We start from the raw sequence: 15,791 nt of genomic DNA on the forward strand, positions 1-15,791 counted from the left end.
ACCTCAAATAGCTGCACGCAGGGCTTCACGAATCAGGGTTTCGCAATCCGCATCCGGTTTGCCGACTTTGCTGATCATACGGCTGGCTTCCTGCGGTTTATAGCCGAGAGCCACCAGCGCTGAAACCGCTTCGGCTTCGGCATCGTTATTGTCCTGCGCAGCGGAAGGCGTGGTCAACGTAAAGGTTGAATCACCACCAAACAGATCGCCGTGCATGCCGATGAAGCGGTCTTTCATTTCCACAATTAAACGCTCGGCGGTTTTTTTACCCACGCCCGGCAGTTTGATCAGGGAGGCAATCTCTTGTCGCTCAACAGCGGTCACAAACTGCTGTGCCGACATACCGGACAGAATCGCCAGCGCCAGTTTCGGTCCCACGCCATTCACTTTTACCAGTTCGCGGAACAGCGTGCGTTCCTGCTTGTTATTAAAGCCGAACAGTAACTGCGCATCTTCACGCACCACAAACTGGGTGAAGATGATCGCTTCCTGATTGATTTCTGGCAGCTCGTAAAAGCAGGTCATTGGCATATGCACTTCATAACCGACACCGTGCGCCTCAATCAACACCAGTGGCGGCTGTTTTTCCAGAATGTTGCCTCGTAAACGACCAATCACCTGAGCAATTCCTTAATCTGATAAGTAAGCCTGTTTATATACCATAAAAAAGGCTGGATGAATATCCAGCCTCATGTCGCCTTTCGTTTCCGCTAACCCGATCGCATACGACCGCGCGTCATCACCAATTTTGTATCGCTAATACGCGCCGCATTCTGGCTCATATGACAATGCGTGATGGCAATGGCCAGCGCATCGGCGGCATCGGCTTGCGGATTAGCTGGCAGTTTGAGCAAGGTGCGTACCATATGCTGAACCTGACTTTTCTCTGCACCGCCGGTGCCAGTGACGGTTTGCTTCACCTGTCGCGCCGCGTATTCAAACACTGGCAAATCATGATTCACCGCCGAGACAATCGCCGCCCCGCGCGCCTGGCCCAGCTTAAGTGCTGAGTCAGCATTTTTCGCCATAAATACCTGTTCGATAGCGAAGTAGTCGGGTGAGAATTGCGTGATGATTTCACTGACACCCGCGTAAATCAGTTTGAGGCGTGTCGGCAGATCGGTAACGCTGGTGCGGATACAGCCGCTGCCCAGATAGGTGAGCTGGCGGCCGGTTTGGCGGATGACACCATAACCGGTGACGCGTGAGCCGGGATCGATCCCGAGAATTATCGCCACAGCGCGTCTCCGGTGAGTGGGGTTTTAAGCAACGCCATTACAGCGTTTCTGCGATCTCATCAGAGATTTCACCGTTATGGTAAACTTCCTGCACGTCGTCGCAATCTTCCAGCATGTCGATCAGGCGCAACAATTTAGGTGCGGTTTCGGCATCCATTTCGGCTTTGGTTGAAGGGATCATCGAGACTTCAGCAGTGTCCGCCTTCAGACCGCCCGCTTCCAGCGCATCACGCACCGCACCCATTTCTTCCCATGCGGTGAAGACATCAATCGCGCCGTCGTCATAGGCCACAACGTCTTCGGCACCGGCTTCCAGCGCTGCTTCCATTACCGCATCTTCGTCCTGACCGGGCGCGAAGGAGATAACGCCCTTCTTGCTGAACAGGTAAGAAACCGAACCGTCAGTACCGAGGTTGCCGCCGGTTTTGGTGAAGGCATGACGCACTTCGCCCACGGTGCGATTACGGTTGTCGCTCAGGCACTCAATCATAACCGCCGAGCCGCCCGGACCGTAACCTTCATAAATGATGGTTTCCATGTTGGAGTCATCTTCACCGCCCACGCCACGTGCAATCGCACGGTTCATGGTGTCACGCGTCATATTGTTGGACAGCGCTTTGTCCATCGCGGCGCGCAGACGCGGGTTAGAACCGGCATCGCCGCCACCCAGTTTCGCGGCGGTGACCAGCTCACGAATGATTTTGGTGAAGATTTTACCGCGCTTAGCGTCCTGAGCAGCCTTGCGGTGCTTGGTGTTTGCCCATTTACTGTGTCCAGCCATCTTGCATACTCTCCGATCTTATCAATCGCACGGGCTATCTTACTTGCGATCTCGGCTCCCGGCAGTGCTCGCAATCCTCACGTACCAAAGTACGCTCCGGTTGCTGTGCGCTGGCGGTAACCGACCTCGCTGCGACGATTACGCCCGACTGTTCAATTTTAGCGGTGCAGGATTCACTATCCTGCACCAGGTTTAAAGGACGAAGGAATCGCTTCGTCGGATTCATCGAATTTAGCTGAACCGCCGCAGAAATAACGCGTGGCGACGAGCATTCAGATAAATTCTTCAATTGCCTGGCGGTTACTCCAGGACTTGGTGAGGGCTGCGGCAGCGGCGGGATCGAGCCAGCGCGCGGCAAGATGCTCGGTGAGCAGCAGGTCGCGCTCGGCAGGTAAGGCCAACCTGAACCAGTGCTCGCGGTTGTGCGTGATACCCGGTGCGTAACGATGGCGATAGTGCGGGAAGATCTCAAACTCGATTTGTTTGTGGCAATCATCCAGCATTAACTTTTCGTTCGCAATATCGATGGCGAGTTCTTCTAACACTTCGCGCTGAGCCGCCTGGCGCGGGGTTTCGCCCGCTTCCAGGCTGCCCGTGACCGATTGCCAGAAGCTGTCGTCATCACGTCGCTGCAGCATTAACACCCGGCCGGTATCTCGCGCAAAAATCACCACCAGCACCGAGACCGGATGTTTAAAGCCCATTACTTGTTCTCTGACTTTTCTTTCTTCGGTGCCACCAGAATCCCAAGGTCCAGCAGCGCGGCTGGATTGGCTTCGCTTGGTGCTTCGGTCATCATGCACGCCGCGGCGGTGGTTTTCGGGAACGCAATCACATCACGGATGTTATCGGTACCGGTCAACAGCATGGTCAGACGATCCAGACCAAACGCCAGGCCCGCATGCGGCGGCGTGCCGTATTTCAGCGCGTCGAGCAGGAAGCCAAACTTCTCACGCTGCTCTTCTTCGGTTATACCGAGGATGCTGAACACCGTCTGCTGCATTTTGCCGCTGTGAATACGCACTGAACCGCCACCGACTTCGTAGCCGTTAATCACCATATCGTAAGCATTTGCCACCGCTTGCACCGGATCGGTTGCCAGCTCTTCAGCACTCAGGTTTTTCGGTGAGGTGAACGGATGGTGCATCGCTGCCAGACCGCCCTCTTCATCTTCTTCAAACATCGGGAAGTCAATCACCCACAGCGGTGCCCAGGCTTTATCATCGGTGATCTGCAGATCGCGGCCGACTTTCAGACGCAGCGCACCCAGCGCATCGGCCACCACTTTGGCACGATCAGCGCCGAAGAAGATCAGATCGCCATCTTGTGCGCCAGTGCGGTTGAGAATGTCTTCAACGATTTCCGCGCTGAGGAACTTGGCCACCGGGCTCTGTACGCCTTCGAAACCTTTGGCACGTTCGTTGATCTTCATCCACGCCAGGCCTTTCGCGCCGTAGATTTCAACAAATTTGCCGTATTCGTCAATTTGCTTACGCGTCAGCGCCGCACCGCCCGGTACACGCAGCGCCGCCACGCGGCCTTTGGCGTCATTGGCTGGACCGGCAAACACCTGGAACTCAACGTTTTTCAGCAGATCGGCAACGTCCACCAGCTCCATTGGGTTACGCAGGTCTGGCTTATCAGAACCGTAACGGTTCATTGCTTCCGCAAAGGTCATCTGCGGGAAGTCACCGAGATCCACACCTTTGATGTTGATCCACAGTTCACGAATCAGACGTTCCATCTTTTCACGCACCTGCTCGGCGGTCATGAAAGAGGTTTCCACATCGATCTGGGTGAATTCTGGCTGACGATCGGCACGCAGGTCTTCGTCACGGAAACACTTAACGATCTGGTAGTAGCGGTCAAAACCCGACATCATCAGCAGCTGTTTGAACAACTGTGGCGACTGCGGCAAGGCGTAAAATTTACCTTTGTGCACGCGGCTTGGCACCAGATAGTCACGCGCACCTTCTGGCGTGGCTTTGGTCAACATTGGCGTTTCGATATCAAGGAAACCCTGGTCGTCCATAAAGCGACGCACGAAGCTGGTAATTTTAGCGCGGGTTTTTAAACGCTGAGCCATTTCCGGACGACGCAGGTCCAGATAGCGATAAGTCAGACGCGCTTCTTCGCTGTTCACCTGGTTAGAGTCCAGCGGCAGCGGTTCAGCGCGGTTGATGATGTTCAGCTCATGGGCGAACACTTCTACTTCGCCGGTCGCCATCTCGCTGTTTTTGTTCTTTTCGTCACGTGCACGCACGGTGCCGGTGATCTGGATACAGAATTCGTTACGCAGCTCAGATGCCAGCTGGAAAGCGTCCTGACGATCGGCATCGAAGAACACCTGGGCGATACCTTCACGGTCACGCATATCGATAAAAATCAGGCTGCCGAGATCGCGACGGCGATTTACCCAGCCGCAGAGAGTGACTTGCTGACCCACGTGAGACAGATTGAGCTGTCCGCAATATTCTGTACGCATAACGTATCCTTTTAACTTCGCCGCTGCTGCCAGACAACATCAGGCCGCGAAACCTTCTGAGATGCTGTCGCAAAAAAGGCGGCTATTATAATGGAAAAACCCAGGCAGGATAAGTGGAGCCAGATCAAAGCGGACAAAACATTATGCTTTATCGCGCTGTTTTTCCTGCCGACATCAAAACAGGGTACATTAAGCCGCCCTTTCCCGCCCCTAAAGGATTCAGGAGTTCGCGTTTGACACTTCGCATAGGATTACCGCAATGGCAGCATGCACAATGGAAACAGTTCGGTTTGGAGACCCTGGCCGATTATGCGCAGCTGTTTGGTTGTGTTGAAGGCAACACCACTTTGTATGCGCTGCCGAAGCCGGAAGTGGTGCTGCGCTGGCGTGATATGACGCACGACGATTTCCGTTTCTGCTTTAAGTTTCCCGATAGCATCAGCCATAAGGCGGCCCTGCGGAACTGCGATGAGTTGCTGACGGCGTTTTTTCGTCTGCTCGATCCGCTGAGCACGCGCATCGGTCAATATTGGCTACAGCTTCCCGCGGCGTTTTCACCGGCCCAGCTTGGCGATCTCTGGTCTTTTCTTGATAGTTTGCCGCGCAATTTTCGCTACGGCGTTGAGGTGCGGCATCAGGCGTTTTTTGCCAAAGGTGATGCTGAACGCGCGCTGAATCGGGGTCTAAGCGATCGCGGCGTTAATCGGGTCATTCTTGATAGCCGGCCGGTACATGCCTCCACCTCGCAAACCGCCGCTGCCGTGGATGCGCGCGCGAAAAAGCCACGCGTGCCGCCGCATGCGGTGCGCACCGGTTCGCAACCGATGGTGCGTTTCATTGGCAACGATAGCGTGGCGGAGAGCGTGCCGCTGTTCCAACCGTGGCACAGCAAGCTGCAGGCGTGGCAGCTGGATAGCGATCCGCTGCTGTTTATTCATACGCCGGATATGGGCGAGGTGTTTCCGCTGATTCAGGCGTTGTGGCCGCAGTTGCAACAGCTGGAGCCGTCATTACGCGATCTGCCCGACTGGCCGCAGCAATCAAGCCTGTTCTAGACGCAACGCAAAGGGTGCAGCCTGCCCGCGTTTCTGCCAAAATAGCGCCCTTTCCGATTTTCTCTCCGGACCTTTCATTATGTCTGATCGCGATACGCTATTTTCCGCGCCCATCGATAAGCTGGGCGACTGGACCTTTGACGAGCGCGTAGCTGAAGTTTTTCCCGATATGATTCAGCGCTCGGTGCCGGGCTATTCCAACATCATTTCGATGATTGGCATGCTGGCAGAACGCTTTGTGCAACCCAACAGCCAGGTTTACGATCTCGGCTGTTCGCTCGGTGCCGCTACGCTGTCGGTGCGCCGCAATATTCATGTGCCTGGCTGCCAGATTATTGCCGTGGATAATTCCCCGGCGATGGTGGAACGTTGCCGTCGTCACATCGATGCCTTCCGCGCGGACACGCCGGTGCAGGTGATCGAAGCGGATATTCAGGATATCCATATTGAGAACGCCTCTATGGTGGTGCTGAATTTTACCCTGCAATTCCTTGAGCCGCCGGCGCGTCTGGAACTGCTGAATAAGATTGTTAACGGATTGAATCCCGGCGGCGCACTGGTGTTGTCGGAGAAGTTTAGTTTTGAAGATGCTGAAGTGGGAGAGTTGCTGTTTAACATGCATCACGATTTCAAACGCGCTAACGGTTACAGCGAGCTGGAGATCAGCCAGAAACGTAGCATGCTGGAGAACGTGATGTTGACCGATAGCGTTGAAGCGCATAAAGCGCGCTTGAAAACCGCCGGTTTCAAACATGCGGAGTTGTGGTTCCAGTGCTTTAATTTTGGTTCGTTGGTGGCGTTGAAATGATTGAGTTTGGCCGTTTTTATCAGCAAATTGCCACCGGCCCGCTCGCCAGTTGGCTGGAAGTGTTACCGGCGCAGGTTGCCGCATGGCAGCGCGAGAACCTGCACGGCAAGTTCCGCGATTGGGAGAAGTCCGTTGATTATCTGCCGCTGCTTACGCCGCAGAAGATGGATTTGGTACACAGCGTCAGCGCCGATGTTGAGGATCTGACCGATCGTCAGCGCCTTGGCATTGAGAATTTGCTGCGTAATTTGATGCCGTGGCGCAAAGGCCCTTATTCGCTGTACGGTACCGAGATCGATACCGAATGGCGTTCTGACTGGAAATGGGATCGCGTGTTGCCGCACATTTCGCCGTTGCAGCATCGCACGGTGCTGGATGTCGGTTGTGGCAGCGGCTATCACATGTGGCGCATGATTGGCGCGGGCGCGAAGCTGGTGGTCGGTATCGATCCGATGCAGCTGTTTTTATGCCAGTTCGAAGCGGTGCGTAAGCTGTTAGGCGACGATCGTCGTGCACATTTGCTGCCGCTGGGCATTGAGCAACTGCCAGCGTTACAAGCGTTCGATACCGTGTTTTCGATGGGTGTGCTTTATCATCGCCGTTCGCCGCTCGATCATCTGATGCAGCTGAAAAATCAGTTAGTGAGTGACGGTGAGCTGGTGCTGGAGACGCTGGTGATTGAAGGCGATGAGAACGCCGTGTTAGTGCCGGGTGAGCGTTATGCGCAGATGCGTAATGTGTACTTTATCCCTTCTGCCGCAGCGCTGAAGAGCTGGCTGGAGAAGTGCGGATTTGTCGATGTGCGCATCGCTGATTACGCGGTGACGTCGGTGGAGGAGCAGCGTCGCACCAGTTGGATGACCAGCGAATCGTTGGCGGAGTTCCTTGATCCGAATGACAGCAGTAAGACCGTTGAAGGGTATCCTGCCCCGCTGCGCGCGGTGCTGGTAGCCCGCAAGCCGTAATGTTTACCGCCGCGACAGCGCCAGCTTCGCGGCAAAGCCAATAAAGACACAGCCGGTCAGGCGATCCATCACTTTCAGTACCGCTGGACGACGTAAATGCGCCGCAAAGTACTGGCTGCCACCAATCAGCACTGCATTCCACATTAAGCCAATCACCATATGCGTGAGCGCCATCAGCGTACACCACAGCGGCACCGACGCGCCTGCCGGAATGAACTGCGGCAGGAAAGTGACGTAGAACACGCCGACTTTGGGATTTAAAAGGTTGCCGAATAGCCCACGTGTGAAACAGGCGAAATAGCGTTGTTCTTTACTCTGCGCGCGCTGGCCTTCTTCCGCCTGCGTGCGCGGATTGATCAACAGCTTGACGCCGAGATAGAGCAAATAAGCCGCGCCGACCCATTTGAGCAGGTTATAAGCCAATTCCGAAGCCAGCAGCAGCGCGCCCAAACCCAGTCCCACCGCAACGCCCCACACCAGACAACCCAGCGTGACGCCAAGCGCCGTTACCGAGGCGCGTCTCCAGCCTTGCGCAGCGGCGGAACGCAGCACTAATGCCGTATCAAAGCCGGGTGTAAGCGTAAGAATGGTGATGGCGAAGAGGAATGAAAGGATAAGTGTCATATGTTTGTCCAGTGCGTTTCAGGCAAAGAACAAGGGCCGCTGCGTAAAGGCGTCGTATTGTGGACTCTGCCAGCACATCCATGCGCTGGAAGCTTTACTACGCGGCCCTTGTTCATTGCCTTAGTGTTAGGTTGCTGCGTTTACCGTTAATCCTGGCCGGCTGTTTCGCCTGGCGCCCAGTATTGGTATTTATATGCCGAGCTGAGATGGCGTTCAATGGTGCCTTTGGCGAACACTTCGGTTTCATGCAGATAGCTAAGCGTACAGTTGCCCACATCATCCCACAGCTGGCATTCATCCACCGAGCGCAGCGTGCTGACGGGCGTGGTCGAGGTGCCATTCAAGCGCAGTTCCCGCCATTGGTTATCGTAGCTGTAAGTGTCTTTGCTGCGCGCGCTGGTGGATGAGGTTACCAATCCTTGCGGATTCCAGCGCCAGCTGCTTTCACCGTTGGTCATGCTATCGCTGCCGCGCGCCACACTTTTTTCCACTCTGAACTGTTTGTCATAGCGGTAAGTGGTATCGGTAAAGCCTTCGTTACCCATACTGGTGAATTTATCGGATGAACTGACAATGTTGCCATGCTGGCCGATTTGCCAGCTGATGGTGCCCTGACGGTTATCGACCACTTGTTCCTGACCCGCTTTAATGACTTTGACCATGTAAGCATATTCCGCCACCCAGCCGCGCTGAACGCGGGCAATATGCTGCTCCATTGTCAGCAAGACATTGCCTTCATTTTTGTCGTAGGAAATATCGGCCACCATCAAATCGCCGCATTGATCAAACTGGCCGAGAACGCGCTTTTGCGAGTTCACATCTTTGCCGAACTCGCCCGCCACCACCTGACGTACCGCGCCTTTGGCATCGCCACCCAGCATGATCCAGTTATTACTGCTGGTGATATTTTGGCTCAGCGGTGGACACGCGCTGCTGACCGCCAGCGCGACGCCGCAGTAAGGCAGAAGCAGCACTAAAACGGTACAAGGGAAGGATTTCATGAAGGTTATCCATATGAAGCCATACCGTAATCAAAGCATCATTTACGCGATCACGCTATCTCCACGGAGATTACACATAAAAAGAACCCCAGCTAGATTAACTGGGGTTGGTACTTGCAAACATCACGTCATTTGAGCTGGCGTGCTGCGCGGCAAAATCGGGGGTGAATTCAGGCTACCCGGACGGCGCTTAGCTGCGTCATGCTTTTCATGGCTTCAACGACATCACCATCAACGCAATAGCGACTGAATTCATCGGTTTCCGCTTCGGAGCACATTGAAACACCGGCTTTACGGTAGCGCATCGGCGAAGCGACTAAACGGCTGGCGGAGCTGTGGACTTCCTGCAATCCACTGTCGATGAACTTCTGAATGTTGCTCAAACGCACGCCCGCACCGGCCATAATAATCGGACCTGTGCTGTGTTCATTTAGTTCCCGTAATAATGCAATTCCTGCTTCGGCGCTCTGTTGCTGGCCAGACGTGAGGATACGCGCGATACCTAAATCAGCCAGCACCTCAAGTGAGCGTTTTGGACTGTGGCATAAATCGAAGGCGCGATGGAAGGTAACGTCCATGCCGTCACACAGCTTCATAATCTGCTGCATACGAACGATATCGACATGCGCATCTTCATCCAACATGCCAATCACCAAGCCAGGAAAGCCGAGTTCACGCATGAGCGCAACGTCGGATTTCATCGACTCAAATTCATAGTCGGTGTAACAAAAATCGCCGCCGCGTGGACGGACGATAGGATGTACCGGGATCGAAATTTCACGTCGTGCCACTTCCAGCACGCCGGCTGAAGGCGTCAACCCACCTTCGCGCGGTGCGCTGCACAGCTCCACGCGATCGGCACCGGACAGCTGCGCAGTCATTGCGCAGTCGATGCCGTAGCAACAAATTTCCAGTTTCGTCATACCATGCTCCTTCTCATGACTTCTGGCTCGGGATGAATGCTTCAGTTAGTCTACTTAATTGGACAGTTTACGTGGAACTCGCACTATGGCATTCGATTTTAATCAATGGATAGACCGTCGTCACAGCGATAGTTTGAAATGGCACAAATATGGTGATCGCGATGTGCTGCCGCTCTGGGTGGCAGACAGCGATTTCCGTTCGCCGCCGAGCGTGATTGAGGCCATTAAGCAGCGCGCTGAACACGGTGTGTTTGGCTATGGCGCGACGCCAACGGGATTGATTGATATCACCCTTTCCCGTTTAGCGCAGCGCTACAACTGGCATATTGAACCGGACTGGATTGTGTTACTGCCCGGCGTGGTGTGTGGCTTGAATCTTTCGGTCCGCGCATTTACGGAATCTGGCGAGTCCACAGTCGCGCCCACGCCCATTTATCCACCGTTTCGTGGCGCCGCAAAATTAGCTGACCGCGCGCAGGTTAACTTACCGCTGCGTTTACAGGATGGTCGCTGGGTGCTGGCTATTGACGCCGGCGTCATGCAAGGCAACGAACGCCTGCTGATGCTGTGTAACCCGCAGAATCCCGGCGGCACGGTCTATCGTCGTGACGAGTTGGAAGCGCAGCTGGCGTTTGCGCAACAGCATGATTTAATCGTCTGCTCCGATGAAATCCACTGTGATTTATTGTTGTCACCCGGTGCGCAACACATTCCGTTTGCGGCATTAAGTGAGGATGCCGCTCAGCGCAGCATCACGCTGCTATCACCGTCCAAAACCTTCAACATTGCCGGATTGGGTGCGTCGATGGCGATCATTCCTAACCCGGAATTGAGAGCGCGCTTTAAACGGGTACGCGAAGGGATTGTGCCGGGTGTCGATATTCTGGCGCTGGTGGCGGCCGAAGCGGCGTGGCGCGATGGCGACGAGTGGCTGGCGGCGCAGTTGGATTATCTGCGCGCCAATCGCGACTGGCTGATCGCGCAGGTGAATACGTTGCCTGAACTGCAAATGGCCACACCGGAAGCGACCTATCTGGGTTGGATCGACGCCAGCAAACTGGATGTCGCCAGCCCAACCGCCTACTTCGAGCAGCACGGCCTCGGTTTTTCACCAGGCCACGATTTTGGCGACGAAAATTTCGTGCGTTTCAACTTTGGCTGTACACGTGCCACGCTGGAACAGGCTGTCGCGCGTTTACAGAAGGCGGTAGCTGCACGCCGTTAAGCCTGCTCACTGGCGACAATCTCTTCCAGTCGCCACGGATGAAATTTGAGGGTGGTTTGCCCGTCCGTCACCGCCAACGTCGGATTGGGCAAGCGCTCGTTGTCACCTTTTGGCGCACTGGTTTTGAACGAGATGCCTGGCTGCGTCAGCGCATCATCGGAGAGCAGCGCCATGGCGCGCATACCAAGCGTTTCAGGTTCTCCGCGCAGCACAATCTCCACGTGCTCCCAGCCTTCATGGCGATACAGTTTCTCGCCCGGCCACGGCAATTCAATCACATCAATGTGCCAGCCCGCCAGATTCAATGGCTGATGCAGTTTGAACAGGCAGATGGGACGCCCATTGATCATTGCCTCGGAAAACTGAGTGCCGATCTGCAGCAATCCGGCTTTCCAACGTTCTGCCGTGGCAAACTGGTGGCAGCGCACCGCCACATGATCGGCTTCATGTTCAGCCAAATTAATGCCTAAACGTGCAGCAAATTCCCCTAAAGAGTGCTCAAAACGCGTCAGGTCTTGTTTTAAATCATCCAATTCCACAGGAAAGTGGGTCTGCATCACGTCTTACCTCAAATTCAGTTCAGGTTTACTAATCAATATGAAATTTGCTAGCCATTGATTCCGCTTGACAAATTTGTCGGATTCATCCGATTTAAGCATCAAAAAGCTCAAAAACCGCATAAATAGACCATTCATTTCGGATTTATCGTCAAATCAGATCCAGCAGTTACTTTATGAAAGTGACTTAAGCTACTGTTATTAATGACAATAGTTAATACAATGAGATAACTCTTATTTAAGTTGCAAACAATTGCAGCCTGATACCCTTTCTTATAAATTTGGGTTTCACAACCACAAGGAACGGCCTTATGTCTATGCTCATTGTTGTCGCGGTCCTGATTGCACTTATGGGATTTGCCATTTCCCGCCATTGGAAGGTGCGTGAAGACAAAAGCGTTAAAAATCCTCGTCGTCACCCACGGCGCCGTTAATCGGCGCTAAGGGCCCGATGTTGCCCTTCACGGCATACCGAATAGCTGACTCACTTTAACATTTCACGTATACTTCCCCTCTTATTTTTCCGTCCCGCCGCGCAGTTGCGGGATGACGACATCGGCTCGCCGCCTACAGGCGGGCCTTTTCAGCATATGAAGGTAACGCGGTGAATATTCAGGCTCTTCTTTCCGACAAAGTCAGTCAGGCAATGATTGCGGCGGGCGCGCCTGCCGATTGCGAACCTCAGGTTCGTCAGTCTGCGAAGGTACAGTTCGGTGATTACCAGGCAAACGGTATGATGGCCGTGGCGAAAAAACTGGGTCAGGCGCCGCGACAACTGGCTGAGCAGGTGATTCAGCATCTGGATCTCACCGGTATCGCCAGCAAAGTTGAAATCGCCGGCCCCGGTTTTATCAATATCTTCCTCGATCGCGAATGGCTGGCGGTGCAAACCGCACAGGCGCTGCAACTGCCGCGTCTCGGTGTGAACGCTGTCGCCCCACAAACCATCGTGGTGGATTACTCCGCGCCAAATGTGGCGAAGCAGATGCACGTGGGCCACGTCCGCTCCACCATCATTGGTGATGCCGCGGTGCGCACGCTGGAGTTCCTCGGCCATAACGTCATCCGCGCTAACCACGTCGGCGACTGGGGCACGCAGTTCGGCATGCTGATCGCGTATCTGGAAAAGCAGCAGAACGAACATCACGAAGAGATTGCATTGGCTGACCTGGAAGCCTTCTACCGCGAAGCCAAAGTGACCTACGATGCCGACGAAGCCTTTGCCGAGCGCGCGCGTAATTACGTGGTTAAGCTGCAAGGTGGCGATGAATATTGCCGCAGCATGTGGAAGAAGCTGGTCGATATCACCATGAGCCAGAACCAGCTGGTGTATGACCGCCTGAATGTGACGCTGACGCGCAAAGATGTGATGGGCGAGAGTCTGTACAACGACATGCTGCCGGGCATCGTGGCCGATCTGCGCGAAAAAGGGTTGGCGGTGACCAGCGAGGGCGCCACGGTCGTTTTCCTTGATGAGTTTAAAAACAAGGAAGGTGAACCAATGGGCGTGATCATTCAGAAGAAAGATGGCGGCTATCTCTACACCACCACCGACATCGCCTGCGCTAAATACCGTTTCGAGACCCTGCATGCCGATCGCGTGCTCTATTACATCGATTCACGTCAGTATCAGCATTTGCAACAGGCGTGGACCATCGTACGTAAAGCCGGATACGTGCCAGAATCTGTCCCGCTTGAGCATCACGCGTTTGGCATGATGCTGGGCAAAGATGGTCGTCCGTTTAAAACCCGTAGCGGCGGCACCATTCGCCTCGCCGATTTGCTGGACGAAGCGGTTGAACGTGCGCATACCCTGGTGAGCGAAAAGAATCCAGAGATGTCAGCGCAAGAGCTGAAAGATCTGTCTGAAGTGGTGGGTATCGGCGCGGTGAAATACGCTGATCTGTCAAAAAGCCGCACCACCGATTACATCTTCGACTGGGACAACATGCTGGCATTCGAGGGCAACACTGCGCCTTACATGCAATACGCCTACACGCGTGTGCTGTCCGTATTCCGCAAAGCCGGCATTGATGCCGATAGCCTGAGCGGCGACATCGTGCTGACCGAAGAGCGCGAAGCGCAGCTGGCAACGCGTCTGCTGCAGTTCGAAGAAGTGATTACCCAGGTCGCGCGCGACGGTACGCCACATGTGATGTGTGCTTACCTGTACGAGCTGGCTGGTCAGTTCTCTGGCTTCTACGAACACTGCCCAATTCTCTCCGCCGAGGACGAAACCATCCGTCAGAGCCGCCTGCAGCTTGCCGCGTTAACCGCGAAAACGCTGAAGCAAGGTCTGGACACGCTGGGCATTAAAACCGTCGAACGCATGTAAAACCATTGGCGGAGAGCGACGCACCTGCTCTCCGCTGCTTTCCCCCCCTTCGTCCTCTCGGTTAAAAATCCCCTTTTTTCTGCCCTCCAACCTGCTCTAACTACAACTACTGCCCTGCCCAACACGCGTTATTCCTCTACCTCCACACGCTTTCTCAATTTTCCGACACAGCTCACCAAATAAACAAAACTCATACCTTCATAACCATTTTATGGCAGACAAAGTCGCACGCCATCCCTAATTTGGTTATGGAAGCGAGATCAAAAAAACATGCAACAAGCTGTTTTAACAGCTAAAAACTATAAAATTCACCCCTGCAATCGGGTTAAAGTGATGCCCCGGCATGCGTTAGGGCATAAAAAGAATCTCAACCCGATAACGTCATTAATAAAAAAATCAGAGCGTATCCTATGAGCAATCACGACATTATCGATGTAAAAGGCTGGATCGACGCCCGCCCGATCACCGGATACCAGTGGCTGACCCTCGGCCTGTGTTTCATCATCATCATGTTTGATGGCTACGACGCGGCAGCCATGGGCTTTATTGCGCCCGCGCTGATTGAGGACTGGGGCATTAGCCACGCGGAAATGGGCCCGATTCTCGGAGCGGCCATGTTCGGCGTGGCGATTGGTGCGTTGATCGCCGGTCCGTGGTCCGACAAATTTGGCCGTAAGCGCGTGCTGCTGCTGTCGATTGCCGTGTTTGCCTGCTTCAGCCTGATGAGCGCCTTCGCCCGCACGCCGCTGGAAATGGGCGCGTTACGTTTTCTCACCGGTCTTGGTCTTGGTGCGGTCATGCCCAACTGCGTCACGCTGGTGTCAGAATATATGCCAGAGCGCCGCCGCAGCCTGATGATCACCGTAATGTACAGCGGTTTTAATATTGGTTCCGGGCTGGGCGGATTTATTGCCGCTGGCATGCTGCCGCACTTTGGCTGGCAATCAGTGCTGGGTTTGGGTGGTCTGCTGCCGTTGCTCATGTTACCGCTGCTGCTGTGGCTACTGCCGGAGTCGGCAATGTATATGGTGGTACGCAAGGTCAGTCGTGACAAGATTGCCGCGGTGCTCAAACGTCTCGGCGGCGAGTTCTCCGCCGGCACCGCCTTTGTGCTCAATGCGCCGATCATCCCGAAAAAAGCGCAGGTGCTGCAGCTGTTTAGCCGCGGCTATGCCGGCGGTACGCTGGTGTTGTGGCTGACTTACTTCATGGGGCTGTTCGTCATCTACCTGCTTAACGGCTGGCTGCCGACCATCCTGCGTTCTGGCGGCGTGACGCTGGAGCGTGCGGCAATTGTTGCCGGTTTATTCCAGTTGGGCGGCACCTTTGGTGGCCTGATGGTCGGTGGGCTAATGGACCGTTTTAAGGCGAAATACGTCATCGCCCTGTTCTATCTGCTCGGCAGCTTCTGCCTGGTTTCTCAGGGCATCTGGAGCTTTGGCCCGACGGTGCTGGCACTGTTAGTGTTCCTCGCAGGTGTCTGCATTAACGGTGCGCAAACCGGCTTGCAGGCCTTTTCCCCGGCCTTTTATCCCACCGAAATGCGCGCCACGGGCGTGTGCTGGATGCACGGCATTGGTCGCAGCGGCGCCATTATCAGCTCTTCACTGGGCGGCGTGCTGCTCGGCGTTTTCCCCGGGCAAACAGCCATTTTTATCGTTTTGTCGCTTCCGGCCGTTTTGGCGGCACTTTCCATCACCCGACATCACCCTGCACAGGTGGCCCGTCAGGTTAAAGGCATCGACCTTAATGACCTGCCGTCCCTGTCGCGTACCCTCAATAATCGATGAAGTA

General features: G+C 54.7%; 16 protein-coding genes. 7 read left to right on the forward strand and 9 right to left on the reverse strand.

Features of this window, described 5'->3' with window-relative positions; genetic code table 11:
* Positions 1-3 precede the first annotated feature (3 nt).
* The 5 genes from ruvA to aspS all read right to left on the reverse strand — a co-directional run bounded on the left by ruvA (position 4) and on the right by aspS (position 4,504).
* Positions 4-618 (reverse strand): Holliday junction branch migration protein RuvA, encoded by a 615-nt coding sequence (gene ruvA / locus AC6I8K_RS10775; protein WP_007889559.1) that lies wholly within the window; start codon positions 616-618, stop codon positions 4-6.
* A gap of 92 nt (positions 619-710) precedes the next feature.
* Positions 711-1,238, reverse strand: coding sequence for a crossover junction endodeoxyribonuclease RuvC (gene ruvC / locus AC6I8K_RS10780; protein WP_497826696.1), 528 nt, complete (start codon positions 1,236-1,238; stop codon positions 711-713).
* Between the two features lie 37 nt (positions 1,239-1,275).
* The gene (locus tag AC6I8K_RS10785) at positions 1,276-2,019 is read right to left on the reverse strand and encodes a YebC/PmpR family DNA-binding transcriptional regulator (protein WP_483817558.1); all 744 of its coding nucleotides are present in this window, start codon (positions 2,017-2,019) and stop codon (positions 1,276-1,278) included.
* Between the two features lie 272 nt (positions 2,020-2,291).
* Positions 2,292-2,723 (reverse strand): dihydroneopterin triphosphate diphosphatase, encoded by a 432-nt coding sequence (nudB, locus tag AC6I8K_RS10790; RefSeq protein ID WP_483817559.1) that lies wholly within the window; start codon positions 2,721-2,723, stop codon positions 2,292-2,294.
* Complete coding sequence (gene aspS / locus AC6I8K_RS10795; protein ID WP_483817560.1) at positions 2,723-4,504, reverse strand: aspartate--tRNA ligase; 1,782 nt, start codon at positions 4,502-4,504, stop codon at positions 2,723-2,725. Before aspS ends, nudB begins: the two co-directional genes overlap by 1 nt.
* A gap of 233 nt (positions 4,505-4,737) precedes the next feature.
* Here aspS and AC6I8K_RS10800 point away from each other — a divergent pair, with 233 nt between their 5' ends.
* The 3 genes from AC6I8K_RS10800 to cmoB all read left to right on the forward strand — a co-directional run bounded on the left by AC6I8K_RS10800 (position 4,738) and on the right by cmoB (position 7,332).
* Positions 4,738-5,559 (forward strand): DUF72 domain-containing protein, encoded by an 822-nt coding sequence (locus AC6I8K_RS10800; RefSeq protein ID WP_483817561.1) that lies wholly within the window; start codon positions 4,738-4,740, stop codon positions 5,557-5,559.
* A 79-nt stretch (positions 5,560-5,638) separates the two neighbouring features.
* Positions 5,639-6,367 carry a carboxy-S-adenosyl-L-methionine synthase CmoA gene (cmoA, locus tag AC6I8K_RS10805; protein ID WP_497826697.1) on the forward strand — a complete coding sequence of 243 codons (729 nt, stop codon included), beginning with the start codon at positions 5,639-5,641 and terminating at the stop codon, positions 6,365-6,367.
* A complete protein-coding gene (gene cmoB, locus AC6I8K_RS10810; protein WP_497826698.1) occupies positions 6,364-7,332 on the forward strand; it encodes a tRNA 5-methoxyuridine(34)/uridine 5-oxyacetic acid(34) synthase CmoB in 969 nt (322 codons plus the stop codon). Before cmoA ends, cmoB begins: the two co-directional genes overlap by 4 nt.
* Positions 7,333-7,335: 3 nt before the next feature.
* On the opposite strand, the gene AC6I8K_RS10815 is transcribed toward cmoB, so the two are convergent.
* From AC6I8K_RS10815 to cutC, 3 genes are all read right to left on the reverse strand, one after another.
* A complete protein-coding gene (locus AC6I8K_RS10815; RefSeq protein ID WP_497826699.1) occupies positions 7,336-7,956 on the reverse strand; it encodes a LysE family translocator in 621 nt (206 codons plus the stop codon).
* 146 nt (positions 7,957-8,102) lie between these two features.
* Positions 8,103-8,957, reverse strand: coding sequence for a hypothetical protein (locus tag AC6I8K_RS10820; RefSeq protein ID WP_497826700.1), 855 nt, complete (start codon positions 8,955-8,957; stop codon positions 8,103-8,105).
* Positions 8,958-9,127: 170 nt separating this feature from the next.
* A complete protein-coding gene (cutC, locus tag AC6I8K_RS10825) occupies positions 9,128-9,880 on the reverse strand; it encodes a copper homeostasis protein CutC (protein WP_064738927.1) in 753 nt (250 codons plus the stop codon).
* Positions 9,881-9,965: 85 nt separating this feature from the next.
* Between cutC and AC6I8K_RS10830 the strand changes: the two genes are divergently transcribed.
* Entirely contained in the window at positions 9,966-11,105 is a 1,140-nt protein-coding gene (locus AC6I8K_RS10830) for a MalY/PatB family protein (RefSeq protein ID WP_497826701.1), read from the forward strand.
* Here the strand turns inward: AC6I8K_RS10830 and AC6I8K_RS10835 are convergent.
* Complete coding sequence (locus AC6I8K_RS10835; protein WP_483817568.1) at positions 11,102-11,662, reverse strand: VOC family protein; 561 nt, start codon at positions 11,660-11,662, stop codon at positions 11,102-11,104. The genes AC6I8K_RS10830 and AC6I8K_RS10835 overlap by 4 nt on opposite strands.
* A gap of 311 nt (positions 11,663-11,973) precedes the next feature.
* On the opposite strand from AC6I8K_RS10835, the gene AC6I8K_RS10840 reads away from it, so the two are divergent.
* The 3 genes from AC6I8K_RS10840 (at position 11,974) to AC6I8K_RS10850 (ending at position 15,787) form a co-directional block, all read left to right on the forward strand.
* Complete coding sequence (locus AC6I8K_RS10840) at positions 11,974-12,096, forward strand: hypothetical protein (protein ID WP_007889544.1); 123 nt, start codon at positions 11,974-11,976, stop codon at positions 12,094-12,096.
* A 170-nt stretch (positions 12,097-12,266) separates the two neighbouring features.
* Positions 12,267-13,997, forward strand: a complete 1,731-nt coding sequence (argS, locus tag AC6I8K_RS10845) for an arginine--tRNA ligase (RefSeq protein WP_497826702.1) — start codon at positions 12,267-12,269, stop codon at positions 13,995-13,997.
* Between the two features lie 410 nt (positions 13,998-14,407).
* Positions 14,408-15,787 carry an MFS transporter gene (locus AC6I8K_RS10850; RefSeq protein ID WP_064738931.1) on the forward strand — a complete coding sequence of 460 codons (1,380 nt, stop codon included), beginning with the start codon at positions 14,408-14,410 and terminating at the stop codon, positions 15,785-15,787.
* Positions 15,788-15,791: the final 4 nt, after the last annotated feature.

It is taken from the genome of Pantoea sp. X-Soil-ISGK-421, from assembly GCF_059730785.1.

Coding starts and splice junctions, on each gene's coding strand:
- aspS (WP_483817560.1), bottom strand. CDS start 4,504: ATGCGTACAGAATATTGCGGACAGCTCAATCTGTCTCACGTGGGTCAG.
- AC6I8K_RS10840 (WP_007889544.1), top strand. CDS start 11,974: ATGTCTATGCTCATTGTTGTCGCGGTCCTGATTGCACTTATGGGATTT.
- cmoB (WP_497826698.1), top strand. CDS start 6,364: ATGATTGAGTTTGGCCGTTTTTATCAGCAAATTGCCACCGGCCCGCTC.
- cmoA (WP_497826697.1), top strand. CDS start 5,639: ATGTCTGATCGCGATACGCTATTTTCCGCGCCCATCGATAAGCTGGGC.
- AC6I8K_RS10820 (WP_497826700.1), bottom strand. CDS start 8,957: ATGAAATCCTTCCCTTGTACCGTTTTAGTGCTGCTTCTGCCTTACTGC.
- AC6I8K_RS10830 (WP_497826701.1), top strand. CDS start 9,966: ATGGCATTCGATTTTAATCAATGGATAGACCGTCGTCACAGCGATAGT.
- AC6I8K_RS10785 (WP_483817558.1), bottom strand. CDS start 2,019: ATGGCTGGACACAGTAAATGGGCAAACACCAAGCACCGCAAGGCTGCT.
- cutC (WP_064738927.1), bottom strand. CDS start 9,880: ATGACGAAACTGGAAATTTGTTGCTACGGCATCGACTGCGCAATGACT.
- AC6I8K_RS10835 (WP_483817568.1), bottom strand. CDS start 11,662: ATGCAGACCCACTTTCCTGTGGAATTGGATGATTTAAAACAAGACCTG.
- AC6I8K_RS10850 (WP_064738931.1), top strand. CDS start 14,408: ATGAGCAATCACGACATTATCGATGTAAAAGGCTGGATCGACGCCCGC.
- nudB (WP_483817559.1), bottom strand. CDS start 2,723: ATGGGCTTTAAACATCCGGTCTCGGTGCTGGTGGTGATTTTTGCGCGA.
- AC6I8K_RS10815 (WP_497826699.1), bottom strand. CDS start 7,956: ATGACACTTATCCTTTCATTCCTCTTCGCCATCACCATTCTTACGCTT.